Source organism: Rhodococcus sp. IEGM 1381 (genome assembly GCF_030056795.1).
Lineage (GTDB): Bacteria > Actinomycetota > Actinomycetes > Mycobacteriales > Mycobacteriaceae > Rhodococcoides.
The window spans coordinates 14,882-34,550 of the sequence record NZ_JASHKQ010000009.1; the positions used below are offsets into that span (position 1 = coordinate 14,882).

Below are 19,669 nucleotides of genomic sequence, written 5' to 3' on the forward strand. Positions count from 1 at the left end.
GAACGGGTCCGGTGTGTCAGGTTCCGCCCATGGACTTACGGATCTCGTCGAGCTTCTTGCGGCCGGCTTCCTGACGCTCGTTCCACTGCTTGTCCAGATCTCGACCGGCCCGGGACTCCCGGTCCAACTCCTCAGCCCCGACGGCCGTCCCCGAGCGATGGTCCACCTTGTCACGCACACCGGCCCAGGTGGGCACTCCCGATTCGGTGAAGTCGCCGATCACGCTGCCGACAGCGTCGCCCGTGTATCCACCGCCTGCGCCGACGGGCATGTCGTCGACCAATTCCGCATCGATGATGCCCGGCACCGTGCCGCCCAGTGGAGCCCCTGGCGGCGGATCTCCGAGCGGCTGATCGATCCGAGGCCTCGTGACCTGCGGAACGTCGACATCGGGAACCGTTCCCGGTGGCGCACCGCGATCGGGTCCAGTGGGTTCGGACTCGACGGTACCCAACTCGGCAGCCAGTGCCGACGCGGCAGCCGCCACCGAGGCCAGCCGCGGCCGACCGGCCACCGCCGCGAGTACGTGGTTCACAACCTGCAGATCGGACGCCGTGCCGTCTGCTCCGGATTCACTCATGCGTTGCTCCCGTCACCGTGGGCGTTCGTGACTCCACGCTACGGAACCGACGGTCCGGCCGCCGACAGATCAGCTACGCAGCTCGGCTCCGACGGCTCTGGCTGCAGCTTCGACCGCAGCATCACGCGCAGCAGTGGCCTGATCCTCGGTCAACGTGCCGTCGGTTCCACGGAACCGCAGCGCGAACGCCAGAGACTTGCGACCTTCGCCGACTTGTTCACCCTCGTACACGTCGAACAACCGGATCGATTCGAGTAGATCGCCGCCGCCGATCGTCAGCGCCGCCTCGACGGACGCCGCAGGCACGGAAGCCTCGACCACGACGGCCACGTCCTGGAGCACCGCCGGATACGGCGACACCTCGGGGGCCGGGAGCGATTCGACAACAGGCAGAGCGCTCAGGCTCAGCTCCACGGCACAGGTACGCGGCGGCAAGCCGGCCCGCTCGAGCACTGCCGGGTGCAGTTCGCCTGCATATCCCACGACCTCGCCGTCGAGCAATACCTCGGCACACCGACCGGGATGCCACGGAAGATGTTGAGCGGCACGAAGATCGACGTGAACGCCGGCCGCCTCGGTCACTGTGCGTACCGCAGCGAAGGCGTCAGCTGCTTCAGCGGCGCGGCCCGGGCCCCACGGACCCGACAGCTCACGCTGACCGGTGAGCACCACGCCCACATGTACCGGCTGCGCAGGCAAAGACCCTCGAAGCATGGCGATCTGGTCGTCAGTGGGACGACGATCCACCGGCAGTGCGTCCACCGCAGCAGTGGCATCGTGCCGAAGCACCACCTGGGCAATTCCGAACAGCGACACGTCACGCTGACCGCGGGCGATGTTTCGGCTCAGCATCTCGAGCAGTCCAGGCAGCACGGTGGTCGCGAGCTCGGGGCGATCGGCCTCGAGCGGATTGAGGACCGACGTGGTGGCTCGCCGTGGATCGTCCTTGTCCAGACCCCAGGTATCGAAGACGCCCTTGGGCAGGAACACCGGAGGCAGTACCTCGACGTACCCGGAGAACGCGAGCGCCTTGCCGACCGCTCGTCTACGCTTCTGCTCGGCGGTGAGGCCGCGACCTCCGGGGGCCGACGGCAGGACCGACGGGATCTTCTCGAGCCCCTCGAGTCGCAGCACCTCTTCCACCAGGTCGGCACGTTGCACCAGGTCAGGTCGCCATGACGGCGGCGTCACCGTCAGTTGACCGTGCCCGGCATCGTCGACGGACACGTCGACTCTGCAGCCGATCTGCGTCAACCGTCGCGCAGCGGTTCCGTTGGGGTACTGCACGCCGGCGATTCGGTCGGGCAGATCGAAATCCATCGTGACTGCGGGGTACTCGGCGGCCTCACCGATGTCGGTCAACACCGGCTCGATCCGGCCACCGGCGATCTCGACCAGCAACTGTGCCGCACGATCGAGGGCGGCGACCGGAAGAGCAGAATCCACGGTCCGCTCGAAACGCTTGCTCGCCTCGCTGGACAGCTTGTGGCGGCGACCGGTTCGGAACACCGCGAGCGGATCGAACGACGCTGCTTCGAGTACGACCTCGGTGGTCGCGTCGTCCACTTCGGTGGACGCCCCGCCCATGACGCCGGCCAACGAGATGGCTCCCGACCCGTCGGCGATGACGACGTCCTCAGGATCGAGTGACCGCTCGACTCCGTCCAATGTCGTCAGCTTCTCCCCCGCATTCGCACGGCGGACGGCGAGATCGCCGTTCAGCTTGGCCGCATCGAACGCGTGCAGCGGCTGGCCGAGCTCGTGGAGCACATAGTTGGTGACATCGACAGCAGCCGAGATCGGGCGCACACCGGCCAGGAGGAGGCGACGCTGCATCCACCACGGAGTGGTCGCCGTGGGATCGGTGCCGACGATCTTGCGCAACGCGAATCGTGATGCGCCCGAGTTCGATTCGACGGTAACCGACCATGCCTCACCGGTGACCTCGGTGGACATCGTTCGTGCCGGGTCCACGTAGGGCAAGTCGAAGCTACACGCCAGCTCACGGGCGAGGCCGCGGACCGAGAAGGCGTAACCGCGATCCGGGGTCACGTTCAGCTCGATGACCGAGTCCTTCAGCCCCAGAACCTCTTTGGCGTCGTCACCCGGTGCGGCCGTGACCGCAGGCAGCACCAGAATTCCGGAGTGGTCTCGGCCGAGTCCGAGCTCGAGCGTCGAGCAGATCATTCCGTTCGAATTGCGGCCGTACGTCGTGCGCGATGCGATGGCGAATCCGCCGGGCAGAACGCTGCCCGGCAGAGCGGCGACGATCAGGTCGCCTTCGGCAAAATTTCGTGCACCACAGACGATTTCCTGTGGCTCGTCGGCCCCGACGTCCACCAGACAGAATCGAATCGGCTTCTTGAACTCGGTCAGTTCCTCGATCGAGCTCACTCGGCCCACCACCAGTGGTCCGGTCACGTTGTCCAGCGATTCGAGTTCTTCGACCTCGAAACCGACCCGCACGAAACCGGCGTCGAGCTCCTCGGGCGACACGGCCCAGTCGGGAGTCCCCGCGTGCAGGACCTCGGTCAGCCAGGATTGTGGGACTCGCACGTGTGCTCAGCTCTTTCTTGTATCCGAGAAGAAGTGGGGCGGGTGTGAAGCGGCGTCAGGCCCGAACGCCGAAGGGCAGCGTGAATCTGATGTCGCCTTCGACGATGTCGCGCATGTCCGGGATGTCGTTGCGGAACTGAAGCGTGCGTTCCAGGCCCATTCCGAATGCGAATCCGGTGTACACCTCGGGGTCGATGCCGCTGGCTTGCAGCACCTTCGGGTTGACCATCCCGCAGCCACCCCACTCGACCCAACCAGCCCCGCCCTTCTTCTTCGGGAACCACACATCGACCTCGGCCGAGGGCTCGGTGAAGGGGAAGTAGTTGGGTCGCATCCGAGTACGGGTGTCGTTGCCGAACAACGCTTTGGCGAACGCATCCAGTGTTCCGCGCAAGTGCGCCATGGTCAGACCCTTGTCGATGGCGAGACCCTCGACCTGATGGAAGACCGGGGTGTGCGTCGTGTCGAGTTCGTCCGTACGGAATGTCCGCCCCGGGCAGACCACGTAGATCGGAAGTTCACGCGAGAGCATCGACCGCACCTGCACCGGCGAAGTATGAGTGCGCAACACCTGCCGCGATCCCTCGGGCGCGATGTGGAACGTGTCCTGCATCGTGCGCGCCGGATGGTCGGGCAGGAAGTTGAGCGCGTCGAAATTGAAGTGTTCGGTCTCGACCTCGGGGCCTTCTTCGACCTCCCAGCCCATTCCGACGAACACGTCCGCAACTTGTTCGGCGATAATCGTGATGGGGTGCCGAGCACCGACCGGAGCCCGGCCGGTGGGCAGCGTCACGTCGATGGTTTCAGCCATCAGGATTGCCGCGTCCCGCTCGGCCGACAGAAGGGCACGTCGCTCGTCGAAGGCCTTCTGCACCCGGTCGCGCGCTGCCTTGACGCGTTTGCCCGCGTCGGCCTTCTGCTCACCAGGTATCGCTCCGAGCGCGCGCTGCGCCAGCGCCAACGGAGCCTTGCCGCCCACGTGGTCGATCTTGACCTTGGTCAAGGCGTCGAGATTCGTTGCGTCGGCGAACGCCTGCTCCGCCGAGTCCACTGCGGATCCGAGCGCAGACTCCTCGAGCACGCTCGGATCTACCGGCTCGGGTCCGACATCTTTCTTCGCCACGACAGCTGCACTCCTCGAGTAATAGTCGGTGTCTGCGCGAGGCAGACAGGTATCGATCCTAGGCGAGAGGCGCTCACGAGGTTCCGGAGCGTCGCTGGGCGCGGGCGCTCGCATACAGGCAGATCGCTGCGGCCGTTGCCAAATTGAGGCTCTCGGCGCGACCGTGGATCGGGATCCGGATTCGGTGATCGGCGTCGCGGGCCACCGACTCGGACAGCCCGTGTGCCTCGTTGCCGAACAACCACGCGGTCGGCTGCTGGAGTAGACGGTCGGCATCGTCCAGGTCGACCTCCCCGTCGGCGGCCGTCGCCACGATCGACAGACCCGCGCTGCGTAGCGCCTCGATCCCGGATTCGATCGAACGTTCCCTAGCAATCGGGAGATGGAACACACTGCCCGCTGACGCGCGGACGCATTTGCCGTTGTGGGGATCCACCGAATCACCCAGCAAGACAACCGAATCCGCACCGGCGGCGTCTGCGACGCGGATGACCGTCCCCGCATTGCCCGGCTCGGCGACCTCGACCGGCACCGCTACCAGACTGGGACTGTCGGCCAACGCACGACCGAGCGAGACGTCGACCAGTCCGGTGACCGCGACGAGCCCCTGCGGGGTGACGGTGTCGGACAGCGCCTTCGCGGCTCGATCGGTGATCGGAAAGACTCGTGCGCCGCCGGCCTCGATGGACGAAATCAAGGCGTGGTGACGCTCGAGGGCATCCGAGGTGAAGAACAACTCGCGGACCAGCCCGGACTTTGCGGCCTCGGAGACCGCATTGAAACCCTCGGCGAGGAACTGCCCGGTCTTCTTGCGCTCGGCGGCACGCACGAGCTTGACCGCCGAAACGACCCGTGGTGTTCGCTCGGTCAGCGAATCCACGGGTCGTTTCGGAGTTGAATCGTCGTACGGCGACTCGCTCAGGCTGCTTCTCCGGCAGGAGCGTTGACATCGGCAGGCAGTGCGGCCTTGGCGATGGCGACCAGGCTTGCGAAAGCCGCGGCATCCGACACAGCGAGCTCGGCGAGGATCTTGCGATCGACCTCGACGCCCGCGGCCTTCAGGCCCTGGACGAAGCGGTTGTACGTGATGTCGTTGGCCCGTGCTGCAGCGTTGATACGCGTGATCCACAGCTTGCGGAAATCACCCTTACGCGCGCGGCGGTCCCGGTACGCGTAGGTGAGCGAGTGGAGCTGCTGCTCCTTGGCCTTGGTGTACAGACGTGAGCGCTGTCCGCGGTAGCCCTTGGACGCTTCGAGAATCGAACGGCGCTTCTTCTGGGCGTTGACGGCCCTTTTTACGCGTGCCACTGGTGAATCCTGTCGATCTGGGGGTGTGTGAAAACCCCGAATGGTAAGGGATGAAGCCGACCGAGATCAGTCGGCGGCGGGCCGGATCAGATACCGAGCAGGCGCTTGATCCGCGGCACGTCGGCCTTCTTGACAACGGCGACACCATCGAGGCGACGAGTCACCTTGGTGGGCTTGTGCTCGAGCAGGTGGCGACGGCCGGCCTTCTGGCGCAGGATCTTGCCGCTGCCGGACACCTTGAATCGCTTCTTGGCACCACTGTGGGTCTTCTGCTTGGGCATGAAAATCCTCTTCTTCTGTAATAGCTCTTCGGTGTTGCATGGCACAGCCGTACAGCGCAACGGAAAAACTGTGCACCGAAGCAGTTGTAGGGCTGTCTTACTGGTAGAGCACGAGGCTCAGTTGGTCTGAGCCGGAGTAGCCGGAGCTGCTGCGGCCGGTGCCTCGGCAGCCGGGGCTGCCTCGGCGGGCTGTTCCGGCGCGGGAGCCGGTGCGCGTTGTGCGGGCGGTGCCGCTGCGCTCTCCTGTGCCTTGACGCGAGTCTTGGCACCCTTGTGCGGCGCCAGCACCATCGTCATGTTGCGGCCGTCCTGCTTGGCCGAGGTCTCCACGAAGCCGAGCTCCGCGACGTCCGCGCCCAAGCGCTGCAGCAGACGGAAACCGAGTTCGGGTCGCGACTGCTCACGACCGCGGAACATGATGGTGACCTTGACCTTCGAGCCGGCTTCGAGGAAGCGAACGACGTTGCGCTTCTTGGTCTCGTAGTCGTGCGCGTCGATCTTGGGGCGGAGCTTCTGCTCCTTGATGACGGTGAGCGTCTGGTTCTTGCGCGATTCGCGCGCCTTCTGCGCAGCCTCGTACTTGAACTTCCCGTAGTCCATGATCTTGCAGACCGGCGGACGTGCGTCGGGAGCTACTTCGACAAGATCGAGGTCGGCTTCGAGAGCCAAGCGGAGTGCATCTTCAACACGCACGATCCCCACCTGTTCACCGCCCGGTCCGACAAGCCGGACCTCGGGAACTCGGATGCGATCGTTGATGCGGGTCTCAGTGCTGATGGGGCCTCCTAGGTAGTGCGGTGTGGTGTAACCCGACCGCCTGCCACTGGCACAGCCCGTTGCCGTCGATCCTCGACATTCCCCGCAGCGACGCGAATCGCTACAAAGAAAAAAACCCCGCTCTCGGTGTGAACCGATAGCAGGGCCCGATGTCGACCGGTCGAACCGCACGACAACTGTCGTCGTACAGTCTCCTCACAGGGAGGAAGCACGTCGGAAACCTGTGCGGATCTCCATCGTGCGACCGGACCGGAACGAGCTTGTTGAAGGCTACGTGCCGGTGGGAGTCGGGCTCCACTTGCTGCCTCCGTGCGGTGAACTCCATCGAGGAGCGCACGCCGAAGACGGTCGTAGAGTCACGTTACCAGCAGATTCGATAAACCGACAATCGAGCCTGATCACCCCCGAACTCGTCGGCACCCGATTCTCCCGGCCGCGGGCGGCGTGGGATTCTCGTAGGTATGACGAGCTCCCTCACTCCCGCCGATGGCGATCCCGCGGGTGTCGACGCAGTCGGCACCGAGCCCGAAGTCCGTGAACTCGCCGAGGTCCCCGCGGTCGAGGTCATCAGCCGCGCTGCGGTCATGCTGATGAGTTCCGCAGCCGAGAAGTTGGGACTCTCCGAGCCGGATCCCTCCGAGAGCCCCTACCTGGACCTCGACGAGGCACGACGTGTCATCACCGCACTGGCAGGCTTGGTCACCGCGTCGGTGGAATACCTCGGCCCCCATGCCGGACCCATTCGCGATGGACTGCAAGCACTGCAGCGCGCATTTCGGGAAGCATCGGCCCACCCGGACGAGCCAGGAAAGGGCCCCGGCGAGAAGTACACCGGTCCGGTGCACTGAGCGAGAGCATCGACGACGACGCCCCGAACACGAACGCCGCATCCGGTGCGATACCGGATGCGGCGTTCTGCGTACACGGGCGCTACCGGACCGCGACGACCTTTCGCGGCCTGCGCTTCTTTGGGGCGGCTTTCACCGGCTGCGAGACAACCGACTCACGAGTGAGCGCTTCCTGCAGGAACTTACCCGTGTAGCTTTCCGGCACGGCCGCTACAGCCTCCGGATCACCCTGCGCCACAACCATTCCGCCACCGGAGCCACCCTCGGGGCCCATGTCGATCACCCAGTCGGAGACCTTGATGACATCCAGGTTGTGCTCGATAACGATCACCGTGTTGCCCTTGTCCACCAAACCGTTCACCACGCCGAGCAGCTTCCGGATGTCCTCGAAGTGCAAACCGGTGGTCGGCTCGTCGAGAATGTAGACCGTGCGTCCGGTGGACCGCTTCTGCAATTCAGCCGCCAACTTCACGCGTTGCGCCTCACCACCGGACAACGTGGTGGCCGGTTGCCCGAGCCGCACGTATCCGAGACCGACCTCGACGAGCGTCTTGAGGTATCGGTGGATCGAGGTGATGGCCTCGAAGAAGTCCGCGGCTTCCTCGATCGGCATGTCCAGAACCTCGGCGATGGTCTTGCCTTTGTAATGCACCTCGAGCGTCTCGCGGTTGTATCGCGCGCCCTCACAGACCTCGCACGGAACGTAGACGTCGGGCAGGAAGTTCATCTCGATCTTGAGAGTGCCGTCGCCGGAGCATGCCTCGCACCGCCCGCCCTTGACATTGAACGAGAACCGCCCGGGCTGGTAACCGCGCACCTTGGCCTCGGTGGTGGCTGCGAACAACGTACGAATCTTGTCGAAGACGCCGGTGTAAGTCGCGGCATTGGACCGTGGCGTGCGGCCGATGGGCGACTGGTCGACCCGAACGAGTTTGTCGAGCTGGTCGAGTCCGTTGATCCGGGTGTGCCGTCCGGGAACCTGACGAGCACCGTTGAGCTTGTTGGCCATCACGGTCGCGAGGATGTCGTTGACGAGTGTGGACTTGCCCGAACCGGAAACCCCGGTGACCGAGGTAAGCACACCGAGCGGGAAGCTGACGTCGACGCCGCGGAGATTGTGCTCGCGGGCACCGACCACTGTGACCTGACGCTTCTTGTCGACGACGCGACGGGTGTCGGGCAGCGGAATCTCCATCCGACCGGAAAGGTACGCGCCGGTCAGCGATTCTTCGTTGGTCAACAAGTCCTCGTACGAGCCGCTGTGCACGACGCGGCCGCCGTGCTCACCGGCCAACGGCCCGATGTCCACGATCCAGTCGGAGGTACGAATGGTGTCCTCGTCGTGCTCCACGACGATCAGTGTGTTTCCGAGGTCGCGCAGCCGGGTCAGCGTGTCGATCAACCGACGGTTGTCTCGCTGGTGCAGACCGATCGAGGGCTCGTCCAGAACATAGAGAACGCCGACGAGGCCCGATCCGATCTGGGTGGCGAGCCGGATGCGCTGGGCCTCGCCGCCGGACAGGGAGCCGGCGGTTCGAGCCAGCGAGAGGTATTCCAGGCCGACGTCGAGCAGGAAGCCGAGGCGCGCCTGTACCTCCTTGAGTACCTGGCCTGCGATCGCCTCCTCGCGACGACCGAGAGTGAGGCTGTTCAGGAAGTTCGCGGTATCGGCGATCGACAGCTCGCACACCTCGGCGATCGACTTGGGACCGAAATCGCCCGCCGCGATCGTGACCGACAAGATCTCGGGCCGCAGCCTGGCACCGTTGCAGGTGGGACACGGCACGTCGCGCATGTACCCGTCGTAGCGTTCCTTCATCTGCTCGGACTCGGTCTGCTCGAGACGACGGTGGAGGAACGGCATCACACCCTCGAACTCGGCGTAGTACGAGCGCGTTCGGCCGTAGCGGTTCTTGTACTTCACGTGCACCTGGTGGTCGCTGCCTTCGAGGACCGCTCGCTTGACCTTGGCGGGCAACTTGTTCCACGGTGCATTCAGGTCGAACCCCATCGCGTCGGCGAGCCCGGACAGCAGGCGGCCGAAGTACTCCGATGTCTGGCCCATCGACCACGGTGCGATGGCTCCGTCGGCGAGGCTGAGATCGCCGTCGGGAACGACCAGCTCCGGGTCGACCTCCTTGCGCACACCGAGTCCGACGCAGTCGGGGCAGGCACCGTACGGCGAGTTGAACGAGAAGGACCGCGGTTCGAGATCGTCGATGGACAACGGGTGACCATTGGGGCACGCGAGCTTCTCGGAGAATCGGCGCTCGCGGTCGGCAGCGTTCTCGTCGCGGTCGACGAAATCCAGAACGACGATGCCGTCCGCCAGCCGGAGGGCGGTTTCGACCGAGTCCGTCAATCTCTGCTTCGAGCTGGACTTGACGGTCAGGCGGTCGACGACGACCTCGATGTCGTGCTTTTCCTGCTTCTTGAGAACGGGAGGACTGGTGAGCTGGTGCACGACGCCGTCCACGCGCACACGGGAGTAGCCCTGCGTGTTGAGCGAGTCGAACAGGTCGACGAATTCACCCTTGCGGGTACGGACCACCGGAGCAAGGACCTGAAACTTCAGGCCCTCCTCCATGTCCAGCACCTGATCGACGATCTGCTGCGGAGTCTGCTTCGCGATCTGTTCACCACACACCGGGCAGTGCGCCGTACCGGCACGGGCGTACAGCAGCCGGAGGTAGTCGTAGACCTCGGTGATGGTGCCGACGGTCGACCGCGGGTTGCGGTTGGTCGACTTCTGATCGATCGAGACCGCAGGCGAGAGCCCCTCGATGAAATCGACGTCCGGCTTGTCCATCTGGCCGAGGAACTGCCGTGCGTAGGCGGACAGCGACTCCACGTAGCGACGCTGACCTTCGGCGAAGATCGTGTCGAAGGCGAGAGACGATTTGCCCGAGCCGGACAGACCTGTGAATACGATCAGCGCATCGCGAGGCAGGTCGATGTCGACTCCTCGCAGATTGTGCTCCCGTGCACCTCGCACTATCAGGCGATCCGCCACTGTGTTCCCTTCTTTCCGAACGAGCACGTCCGATCGAGCTGCTGCGGGGCGCAGCACTGCACGACTTTCGAGTCGCGTGATGACGTGTGGTGCCGATGCACCGGTTACACGTCGTGTAACCGACGACCCCACGTCGAAAACCTGTATTGGTGAGGGACGAACCTCACGCAGTCGCAATGGTAGATCCAGGCACCGACACACTTTTCCACGTGCACGACCCCGACGCCCCTCGTCGGGCCGCCGACGGTAGCGTCCTCGAAATGGACGAGCACCTCTTGGTCATCGACGACGACTACACCGGCGTCGTCTCTCAGGGTTCGCCGCCGCAGCGGCGCACGATTCCCGGCGCGACGATCACGAAGATGTCGGTCGGCCCCATGGACAACAACACCTACTTGGTCGTCTGTTCCGCAACGGGTCATTCGGTGCTGATCGACGCCGCCAACGAGGCCGAACGCATTTCGCTGCTCATCGACGAGAACGCACCGACGCTCTCGCTCATCGTGACGACGCATCAGCACGCCGACCACTGGCAGGCGCTGGCAGACATCGCCGGTGGTACGGATTCACCCACGGCCGCCCACGCTCTCGATGCCGAGCCGCTGCCGGTCGCTCCGGACCGCCTGCTGGCCGATCGGGACACGGTGACGGTGGGCGAGCTCACGTTCGACGTGGTGCACCTGACCGGACACACCCCCGGTTCCATCGCACTCGCGCTGACCGACACCGACGGCACCCGCACCCATCTCTTCACCGGAGATTCACTCTTCCCCGGGGGCGTCGGAAAAACTGGAAGCCCCGAGGATTTCACCCAGCTGCTCGACGACGTGACGGCAAAGCTGTTCGACCGATTCGGCGACGACACCGTGGTCTACCCGGGCCACGGAAAGGACACCACACTCGGTGCCGAGCGCCCTCACCTGGCCGAATGGCGCGAACGGGGCTGGTGACGATCGGCGCGCTTGAGACCGCCGAACACGGGGTATGAATAGTGTGACAAAAGGACGCACCGCGGTAGGTTTTCCCGACCGCTGTGCGATGTCCTAACGCCGATGACACGAGAAACTACGCAGGAGGCTGTCAATGCTGGTCCGCCGTATCGCCCGTCCGTTGATGTCAACGATCTTCATCGCCGGGGGCGTCGACGCACTCCGTAACCCCAGTGGCAAGGCAAAGGTCGCCGCTCCGCTGATCGAGCAGGGCAAGGACGCGCTGCCGAACGAGGTCACCGCGAATGTGCCCGAGGACCCGGAGACGCTGGTTCGTATCAACGGCGGCATTCAGGTTGCGGGCGGCATTCTGTTGGCGACCGGCAAGGCACCGCGTATCGCATCGATCGCATTGGCCGGCAGCCTCGTTCCGACGACGCTGGCCGGTCACGCCTTCTGGAACGAGACCGACCCGGAGGCAAAGGCTGCGCAGCGTATCCACTTCTTCAAGAACCTGAGTCTGCTCGGCGGACTGCTCATCGCAGCCGTCGACACCGAGGGCAAGCCGTCCGTCGCATGGCGTAGCAAGCGGGCAGCACGCCGCGCGCAGGAGACCGTCGTCTCGGCACTCCCCGGGCACTCCACCCACGAGACCGGTGAGCGCGTCAAGGAAATCGCAGCCGTCGCCGCGAGCCGCAGCGCCGATCTCGCCGAGGCTGCCCAGCCGAAGCTGGCCAAGTTCGCCGACGCCGCCCAGCCCAAGTTGGCCAAGCTCGCCGACATCGCTACCGACAAGGGCTCGGAGCTGGCCGAGGTCGCTCAGCCGGCACTGAGCCGCTGGGCTCACGTGGCCGCCGACAAGGGTTCCGTGCTCGCCGAGGAAGCGCAGAAGCGCGGATCCAAGCTGGCCGGACTCGCCGCCGACCGCGGAAGCGACTTGGCCGACGAGGCACAGAAGCGCGGTTCCAAGCTCGCTGACAAGGCAGCGCACCGCGGAACCGACCTGGCCGAACTCGCACAGAAGCGCGGATCGAAGCTCGTCGACGTTGCCGCCGATCGTCGCGTCGAACTGGCCGACGTGGCGCAGAAGCGGGCATCCAAGCTCGCCGAACTGGCCGCCGAAAAGGGCTCCGTCCTCGCCGACGAGGCTCAGAAGCGCGGAGTCACCTGGGCCGATCTGGCGTCCGATCGGGTGGAGACACTCGGCAAGCGCGCTCGCAAGCGCGCCGAGAAGCAAAGCAAGGAGCTCGAAAAGGTCACCGAGCAGGCCCGCGCCAAGCTCGAAAAGCGAGTCGCCAAGGCTCAGAAGAACCTGGACAAGAAGATTCAGCAGTACGCCAAGTAGTCCTCGCCGATAGAACGAGCGCACGTTCGTGCACAGCGGCCCTGCCCCGGAACTCGAGGTTCTGCGGCGGGGCCGTTGTGCGGCGTAGACTGCTCTGGCTGATTTCGAGGCGATATCTTCGCCTCGGCCGAACTCCCGAGGAGACCCTTTGCCGGACGACGGCCACACATCGAGCGGCTCCGACATGCCGATCGAAGAAGACTTCGAGCAAGCGCATCTGACGAGGCTGTACACGCAGCTGGACGCGCTGCGCGAATACGCGGCGAACCGATTGCGGGCCGTGCTGTTGGAGACCGGCGGAACACCGCAGGCCCGAAGCGAACGCGAATCGTTCAACCAGATGTACACCGAGGACATCGCCAAGTACGACGCCGCAGAGAACGGACTGTGCTTCGGACGTATCGACCTCGATCCGCATTCTCTCGACCCCAAGGTCGATGATCGTCCCGAACGCTACATAGGCCGCGTCGGAATTCTCGACGACAAGAACGACTACGAGACGCTGCTGTTGGACTGGCGAGCACCGATGGCCCGGCCGTTCTACCTGGCGACACCGGCTGCACCGGAAAACGTGTTGCGGCGCAGGCACATTCGTACCCGCGGCCGCCGCGTGACTTCGATCGCCGACGAATTCCTCGATCTGAACTCTGCTCGATCGTCGAGCGATGCTGCCGTAGCAGGCGGCGTCGCAAGCGAAGGTGCGCTGCTCTCGGCACTGGATGCTGCCCGCACCGGCCAGATGAACGACATCGTGGAAACGATCCAGAGCGAACAGGACGCGATCATCCGGTCGCAGCATCGCAGTGTGCTGGTCGTTCAAGGCGGACCGGGCACCGGCAAGACGGCCGTCGCGCTGCACCGCGCCGCCTATCTGCTCTACACCTACCGCCAGCAGCTGGGTAAGAGCGGCGTACTCATCATCGGACCCAACGCGACGTTCCTCGACTACATCGGACAGGTGCTGCCCTCGCTCGGCGAGACCGGCGTGCTGTTGTCCACGATCGGTGACCTCTACCCGGGAGTCCGTGCGCAACGAGAGGATTCGGCCCTGGCCACCGAGGTCAAGGGCAGACTGTCGATGGTCGACGTGCTGAACCGAGCAGTACGCGACCGGCAGGAAGTTCCCGCGCAGCCGAGGCGGCTGAAGTTCGACACCTACGACATCACGCTCGACCGCAAGATCGTCACCCGAGCTCGCGGACGCGCTCGCTCGTCGCGGCGACCACACAACCTGGCTCGGCCCCTGTTCGTGTCCTCGGTGATCGATCAACTGGCCAACCAACTGGCAGCGAAGCTGGGCCAGAATCTGGTCGACGGATCCAGCCTGCTCAGCGCCGACGACATAGCGGACATGCGCGACGAGATGCGCGAAGACCAGGACGTCATGGCCGCTGTCGACGAGTTGTGGCCGGACCTGTCTCCCCAACAGGTTCTCCACGACCTGTTTGCGTCGCCCGAGAAGATCGCCTCGGCCGCACCGGAACTGGACGCGGAAGAGCGCGAATCGCTGACCCGTCGGGGCCGGGGTTTCTCCGCTGCCGACGCTCCCCTGCTGGACGAGCTGGCCGAGTTGCTCGGCGTGGACGATGCGGCCGAACGCGAGCAGGCACAACGTCAATGGCGCGGCCAGATCGCCGACGCCCAGGGCGCGCTGGACATCCTGACCGGTTCGGCACCACAGGACCTCGAAGACGAACTCGACCCGGAGATCCTGATGGCCTACGACTTGATCGACGCCGATCAGCTTGCGCGGCGTCAGAATTCGGGTCAACGCCTCACCACCGCCGAACGGGCAGCCGGCGACCGGACCTGGACCTACGGGCACGTGATCGTCGACGAAGCTCAGGAACTGTCGACCATGGCGTGGCGAATGGTGATGCGACGCATACCGAATCGGTGGATGACGCTGGTGGGCGACACTGCGCAGACCGGCGATCCCGCCGGAACGTCTTCCTGGAGTTCGGTTCTCGAACCGTATGTGGCACAGCGCTGGAAGCGGACCGAACTCACGGTCAACTACCGGACGCCGTCGGAGATCATGGTGGTGGCGCACGACGTGCTGGCCGCGATCGATCCAGACCAATCCGAGCCCCGTTCCATCCGCAGCACCGGCGTCACACCGTGGGCGCAACAAGTGCTGGAGGCAGACCTGTTCACCGCAGTGGAGAAGCGGGTCGCCGAGCACCCACGTCCCGGACTGAGCGCAGTGCTCGTCCCAGCCGGTCGCGTCCCCGACTTCCGACATCTGGCGTCGGACGTGGTGACCGTGTCATCGGTCAGGGACGCGAAAGGTCTCGAATTCGACTCGGTTCTCATCGTCGAGCCGAGTGCCATCGTGGCCGAGTCGCCCAAGGGGATGAACGACCTCTACGTGGCGCTGACCCGAGCCACCCAGCGACTCGGCGTGGTGCACGTCGACGCACTACCGAAGGAACTCTCGGCGCTGCAGCCGTTCGAGCCGGAAGCCTAGAGACCTGCACACACCAACGGCCCGCTCCGTCGATTCGATGGAGCGGGCCGTAAGGCGTGTTCAGGATGAATCAGCGGACGGTGTGCACGATCAGGACATCGCAGGTGGACTTGCGAGCGGCGTCGGACGGAACCGAACCCAACAGGCGGCCGGTCAACGAGTTCAGTCCGCGGTTGCCGACGACGAGCAGATCGCCCTTCACCTCGTCCACGAGTGCCAGCAGCGACTCGACGGGGGCACCGACGATCGCCTTCTCCTCGATGTTCTTCGCACCGGCCTTGGTGGCGTGCTCGCGCGCAGTGCGCAGAATTTCACGCGTCGGTGCCGATCCGGTGATCTGGTAGGCGTCCTCACGCAATGCGTCGGCGGCAGCGGACGTGTCCTTCGGATCGGCCGGGTAGTACGCGCAGGCGATCACCAGGGTGGCATCGGCGTCTCCCGCCAGAGCCGCGGCCTTCTCCACTGCCCGCAGTGACGATTCGGAGCCATCGGTCCCGACGACGACGGTGCGGTAGGCGCTCATTCATTCCTCCATTGGTCGGTCACACACAGATGTGACACTTCTGGTCGAACTCGATTGGTGCAAGTCACAGGACCGAAAGACGGTGGTCCGGGGACTGATTCGCTGACATTAGCCGCAACCGGCCGATCGGCACGTGAACTTGGGGAACAACACGATCCGCGCCACTCACATACATTGGTTTGCATGCCGATTCCCCGCCCGCCACTGCCGAGACGGGCCATGACCGTCGGAGCCGCAGTGATTGCAGTTCTGGCGGTAGCCGCTCTCGCATTCGTAGTCCTCCCCCAGGATTCGAGCGCCGACACATCCACTCGTGATGCGCGCATCACGCTACCGGAGAGCCCCGAGTCGACGGGCACCGTCGACATCGACGCGCGGCTCTACGCCCCGGCTGTCACACCAGCGCCGACGGTGCTCCTCGCCCACGGCTTCGGCGGCAGCAAGGACTCGGTCGACGGTGAGGCACGTGACCTCGCGGCTCGCGGGTACACCGTGCTCGCCTACAGCGCACGCGGGTTCGGCGACAGCACGGGTTCGATCTCGATCAACGACCCCGATCGCGAAGTCGCTGACGCTCGCGGACTCATCGACTGGCTGGCCGAACAACCGGAGGTGGAACTCGACGCTCCCGGCGACCCGCACGTAGGAGTTGCCGGTGGATCGTACGGCGGCGCGCTGGCGCTGAGTGCGGGCGGCACCGATCCCCGCATCGATTCCATCGCCGCCGCGATCACCTGGAACGACCTGGGTCAGGCCCTGTTCCCCAACTACGGCGTCACCTCGACCGAGGGCCGAGAAGCCCTCGGCGACAAGGTCACTCCCGCGGCTGCGGAGTACGGCGGACCCGGCGTGCTCAAGCGTGGCTGGGCCGGTGTGTTCTTCGGAGCGGGCGCAGCGAGCACACCGCCCGGCGACGGCGGTGACGGCGGTGATGCAAGCACGGAAACATCGGGGACTGGTGACGGCGCGTCTGCATGCGGCAGGTTCTCACCCGAGTTCTGCGACGCCTATGCCCAATCCGCGGTGACAGGGATCCCCAGCCAACAGCTCCTCGATCTGCTGACCGCACACTCTCCCGTCGCGGTGGCGTCGAACATCACCGCACCGACCCTGCTGGTGCAGGGCACCCAGGACACACTGTTCGGCCTGGATCAGGCCGACGCGACGGCGCGTCAGATCGCGGCGGCCGGTGGGAACGTCACGGTGCGATGGTTCGACGGCGGCCACGACGCAGGCGGAACGGACGGCACGAGCGATCGGGCCATCGCCGACTTCTTCGACAGGACGTTGCGTGACCGCGAGGCTGCCACCGGTAGCCAGCCGTTCGTCTACTCCACTCAGCGGGCAGCCGACGAGCGCGGCGGCGACCGCAACCGCCGGATGACAGCTCCCGACTACCCGGGCCTGGCGGCCGATTCCGACGCCACGCAGACCGAATCCGTTACGTTCACTCCCAGGGCTGAGAACCAGTCGATCATTCGTCCGCCCGGAGCGTCGCCGTCGGCGATCTCGTCGGTACCCGGTTTGGGCTCCGTGCTCTCGACTCTCGGATCGACCGGGGCCGGAGCAGCCCTGACCGCGGACCTGCCGGGCCAGTCGGCAACGTTCACCAGCGATCCCGTCGATTCGTCCGTAACGATCACCGGTGCACCTCGAGTGAACCTACGAGTGGCGTCACTGGCCTCACCAGGTCAAGCCGTTCTGTTCGCAAAGCTCTACGACGTCGCACCGAACGGCACGAGAACGCTTCCCGGCGGCGCGGTCTCGGCGATCCGTCTCCCCGATACCGAGGGCATCGATCCCGTCGATGTCACCGTTGCGCTGCCTGGCATCAGCTACGCCGTCCAGCAGGGTCATCGCCTCGAACTGAGCATCTCCACCACGGATCAGGCCTACGCCGTTCCGCTCGAACCGGCCCAGTTCAGCGTGGCCATGACCGACAACACCATTGCGTTGCCCACCGTCCCCGCAGAGGAGAGCGCCAACAGCACCGTTCCGGTGGCACCGCTGATCGGCATCGGGGTCGTCCTTCTCGCGGTTGCTGGTGCGATCGTGGCCGGAGCCGTGCGGACCAGACGCCGCGCGGTCGCCGAAGTGGACGAGAGTCTGATCGACACTCCCCTGGTGATCACCGATCTGGCCAAGACGTACTCCAACAGCTTCCGCGCGGTCGACGGCGTCAGCTTCGAGGTGAAGCAGGGCCAGGTCCTGGGTCTCCTCGGGCCCAACGGTGCAGGAAAGACCACCACCCTGCGGATGCTGATGGGCCTGATCACCCCCACCGGCGGTGATATCCGCGTCTTCGGCCACAAGGTGACGCCGGGCGCGCCGGTGCTGTCCAGACTCGGCTCGTTCGTCGAGGGATCAGGATTTCTTCCCCACCTGACCGGAACTCAGAACCTACGGTTGTACTGGGAGGCGACCGGGCGGCCGATCGAGGACGCCCACCTGGAAGAGGCGCTGGAGATCGCCGATCTCGGCACCGCCATCGAACGCAAGGTCAAGTCGTACAGCCAGGGCATGAGGCAGCGGCTGGCCATCGCCCAAGCAATGCTGGGGCTGCCGGACCTGATGGTTCTGGACGAACCGACCAACGGACTCGACCCACCGCAGATCAGGACAATGCGCGACGTGCTGATCAACTACGCGAAGACCGGGCGGACGGTGCTGGTGTCGAGTCACTTACTCGCCGAGGTCGAACAGACCTGTACCCATGTGGTCGTGATGAACCGCGGTTCGGTGATCAGCTCGGGCACCGTCCGCGAACTGACCGCAGCGGGCGGGCAAACGGAGATCCGGGTCGACGACGCCACCCGCGCGCGGTCGGTGCTGGACGCCTCAGGTCACGACGGTGCAGTGATCGTCGACGACGGCACGGTGACCGTCGACCTGACCGACGCGGATTCCGCCGTCGTGATCCGGGAGCTCGTCACCGCGGGGGTCTCGGTGCGCGGATTCTCGCAATCGACTCGCCTCGAAGACGTGTTCCTCGACCTCGTTCATCGAGATACACCGGGCTCTGTCATTCACGAGCCTGACACCAGCAAGGATCGCTCATGAGCACCACACACGCAGACGGGCGCGCTGCCGGATACACCGGCGGCAGCACCTTGCCGTTCCGTACCGAATTGCGCAGGCAACTGGGACGTCGCCGCACTCAGCTGGCCATCGGCTTTCTTGCCCTGCTTCCGGTGATCCTGGCCATCGCGTTCACCGTCGGCAGCTCGAGTGCCGACACGGACGCCGGTGGACTGATCGAACTCGGTACTCGCGGAGGCATGAACTTCACCGTCTTCGCCCTGTTCATGTCGGTAGGGTTCCTGCTGATCGTGGTGGTGGCGCTGTTCTTCGGCGACTCGGTGGCAAGCGAGGCCTCGTGGTCGAGTCTGCGGTATCTCCTGGCCATCCCAGTACCTCGGAGTCGACTGTTGACGCAGAAGGCGTTGGTGTCGGCCACGTTGTCGAGTGTGGCGATCGTCGTGCTCGTCGGCGTTTCGCTGTTGATCGGCACCGTGATGTACGGCGCGGAGTCGCTCATCACCCCATTGGGTGAGGGTCTGTCGTACGGAACCTCACTGGTGCGGCTACTGATCGCAGTCGCCTATATCGGCATCAACCTGCTGTGGGTGGCCGGCCTGGCCATGCTGCTGTCGGTGCTCACCGACGCCCCGCTCGGGGCCGTCGGCGGCGCCGTGATGACGTCGATTCTGATGCAGATACTCGATCAGATCACCGCTCTGGGATCACTTCGCAACTATCTGCCCGGGCACTACGCCAATTCGTGGATCGATGCCTTCGGGACGAGCATCGACTGGAACGACATGGTGGTGGGATCGTTCTCGGCCATCACGTACGCGGCCGTGTTCGGGTTGCTCGCGTGGCGACGTTTCGCCACCAAGGACATCACCAGCTGAGG

The 19,669-nt window shown here is 65.2% G+C and carries 15 protein-coding genes; 6 read left to right on the forward strand and 9 right to left on the reverse strand.

What is annotated here, in order from left to right; all coding sequences use genetic code 11:
- Window positions 1-16 precede the first annotated feature (16 nt).
- The 7 genes from QM797_RS18400 to infC form a co-directional block, all read right to left on the reverse strand.
- Window positions 17-580: a hypothetical protein gene (locus tag QM797_RS18400; protein WP_283277119.1), complete on the reverse strand. Its 564-nt coding sequence runs from the start codon at window positions 578-580 to the stop codon at window positions 17-19.
- A gap of 69 nt (window positions 581-649) precedes the next feature.
- Window positions 650-3,136 carry a phenylalanine--tRNA ligase subunit beta gene (gene pheT, locus QM797_RS18405; RefSeq protein WP_283277121.1) on the reverse strand — a complete coding sequence of 829 codons (2,487 nt, stop codon included), beginning with the start codon at window positions 3,134-3,136 and terminating at the stop codon, window positions 650-652.
- A 55-nt stretch (window positions 3,137-3,191) separates the two neighbouring features.
- Window positions 3,192-4,259, reverse strand: a complete 1,068-nt coding sequence (gene pheS / locus QM797_RS18410) for a phenylalanine--tRNA ligase subunit alpha (RefSeq protein ID WP_283277122.1) — start codon at window positions 4,257-4,259, stop codon at window positions 3,192-3,194.
- A gap of 73 nt (window positions 4,260-4,332) precedes the next feature.
- Complete coding sequence (locus QM797_RS18415; protein ID WP_283277123.1) at window positions 4,333-5,139, reverse strand: TrmH family RNA methyltransferase; 807 nt, start codon at window positions 5,137-5,139, stop codon at window positions 4,333-4,335.
- 38 nt (window positions 5,140-5,177) lie between these two features.
- On the reverse strand, window positions 5,178-5,567 hold the full coding sequence (gene rplT / locus QM797_RS18420) for a 50S ribosomal protein L20 (protein WP_032378959.1): 390 nt from the start codon (window positions 5,565-5,567) through the stop codon (window positions 5,178-5,180).
- An 86-nt stretch (window positions 5,568-5,653) separates the two neighbouring features.
- A complete protein-coding gene (gene rpmI / locus QM797_RS18425; RefSeq protein WP_008715923.1) occupies window positions 5,654-5,848 on the reverse strand; it encodes a 50S ribosomal protein L35 in 195 nt (64 codons plus the stop codon).
- Between the two features lie 117 nt (window positions 5,849-5,965).
- Window positions 5,966-6,625 carry a translation initiation factor IF-3 gene (gene infC / locus QM797_RS18430; RefSeq protein ID WP_283277235.1) on the reverse strand — a complete coding sequence of 220 codons (660 nt, stop codon included), beginning with the start codon at window positions 6,623-6,625 and terminating at the stop codon, window positions 5,966-5,968.
- A 461-nt stretch (window positions 6,626-7,086) separates the two neighbouring features.
- Between infC and QM797_RS18435 the strand changes: the two genes are divergently transcribed.
- A complete protein-coding gene (locus tag QM797_RS18435) occupies window positions 7,087-7,473 on the forward strand; it encodes a DUF1844 domain-containing protein (protein ID WP_283277124.1) in 387 nt (128 codons plus the stop codon).
- 82 nt (window positions 7,474-7,555) lie between these two features.
- Here QM797_RS18435 and uvrA read toward each other — a convergent pair whose 3' ends face one another.
- Window positions 7,556-10,486: an excinuclease ABC subunit UvrA gene (uvrA, locus tag QM797_RS18440; RefSeq protein WP_283277125.1), complete on the reverse strand. Its 2,931-nt coding sequence runs from the start codon at window positions 10,484-10,486 to the stop codon at window positions 7,556-7,558.
- A 260-nt stretch (window positions 10,487-10,746) separates the two neighbouring features.
- Between uvrA and QM797_RS18445 the strand changes: the two genes are divergently transcribed.
- The 3 genes from QM797_RS18445 to QM797_RS18455 all read left to right on the forward strand — a co-directional run bounded on the left by QM797_RS18445 (window position 10,747) and on the right by QM797_RS18455 (window position 15,230).
- Window positions 10,747-11,436, forward strand: a complete 690-nt coding sequence (locus tag QM797_RS18445) for an MBL fold metallo-hydrolase (RefSeq protein WP_283277236.1) — start codon at window positions 10,747-10,749, stop codon at window positions 11,434-11,436.
- A 133-nt stretch (window positions 11,437-11,569) separates the two neighbouring features.
- Complete coding sequence (locus tag QM797_RS18450) at window positions 11,570-12,760, forward strand: DoxX family protein (protein ID WP_283277126.1); 1,191 nt, start codon at window positions 11,570-11,572, stop codon at window positions 12,758-12,760.
- Window positions 12,761-12,944: 184 nt separating this feature from the next.
- Window positions 12,945-15,230, forward strand: coding sequence for a HelD family protein (locus tag QM797_RS18455; RefSeq protein ID WP_283277127.1), 2,286 nt, complete (start codon window positions 12,945-12,947; stop codon window positions 15,228-15,230).
- A 70-nt stretch (window positions 15,231-15,300) separates the two neighbouring features.
- On the opposite strand, the gene QM797_RS18460 is transcribed toward QM797_RS18455, so the two are convergent.
- Window positions 15,301-15,753 carry a universal stress protein gene (locus QM797_RS18460; protein ID WP_032378962.1) on the reverse strand — a complete coding sequence of 151 codons (453 nt, stop codon included), beginning with the start codon at window positions 15,751-15,753 and terminating at the stop codon, window positions 15,301-15,303.
- A gap of 183 nt (window positions 15,754-15,936) precedes the next feature.
- On the opposite strand from QM797_RS18460, the gene QM797_RS18465 reads away from it, so the two are divergent.
- Together QM797_RS18465 and QM797_RS18470 are read left to right on the forward strand one after the other, a co-directional pair.
- A complete protein-coding gene (locus QM797_RS18465; RefSeq protein WP_283277128.1) occupies window positions 15,937-18,813 on the forward strand; it encodes an alpha/beta fold hydrolase in 2,877 nt (958 codons plus the stop codon).
- The gene (locus tag QM797_RS18470) at window positions 18,810-19,667 is read left to right on the forward strand and encodes an ABC transporter permease (RefSeq protein WP_283277129.1); all 858 of its coding nucleotides are present in this window, start codon (window positions 18,810-18,812) and stop codon (window positions 19,665-19,667) included. Before QM797_RS18465 ends, QM797_RS18470 begins: the two co-directional genes overlap by 4 nt.
- Window positions 19,668-19,669: the final 2 nt, after the last annotated feature.

Excerpts from the sequence above, each read along its gene's own strand:
- QM797_RS18450 (WP_283277126.1), top strand. The coding sequence starts at position 11,570 with ATGCTGGTCCGCCGTATCGCCCGTCCGTTGATGTCAACGATCTTCATC.
- QM797_RS18445 (WP_283277236.1), top strand. The coding sequence starts at position 10,747 with ATGGACGAGCACCTCTTGGTCATCGACGACGACTACACCGGCGTCGTC.
- QM797_RS18435 (WP_283277124.1), top strand. The coding sequence starts at position 7,087 with ATGACGAGCTCCCTCACTCCCGCCGATGGCGATCCCGCGGGTGTCGAC.
- rpmI (WP_008715923.1), bottom strand. The coding sequence starts at position 5,848 with ATGCCCAAGCAGAAGACCCACAGTGGTGCCAAGAAGCGATTCAAGGTG.
- QM797_RS18460 (WP_032378962.1), bottom strand. The coding sequence starts at position 15,753 with ATGAGCGCCTACCGCACCGTCGTCGTCGGGACCGATGGCTCCGAATCG.
- QM797_RS18400 (WP_283277119.1), bottom strand. The coding sequence starts at position 580 with ATGAGTGAATCCGGAGCAGACGGCACGGCGTCCGATCTGCAGGTTGTG.
- QM797_RS18455 (WP_283277127.1), top strand. The coding sequence starts at position 12,945 with ATGCCGATCGAAGAAGACTTCGAGCAAGCGCATCTGACGAGGCTGTAC.
- QM797_RS18470 (WP_283277129.1), top strand. The coding sequence starts at position 18,810 with ATGAGCACCACACACGCAGACGGGCGCGCTGCCGGATACACCGGCGGC.
- QM797_RS18465 (WP_283277128.1), top strand. The coding sequence starts at position 15,937 with ATGCCGATTCCCCGCCCGCCACTGCCGAGACGGGCCATGACCGTCGGA.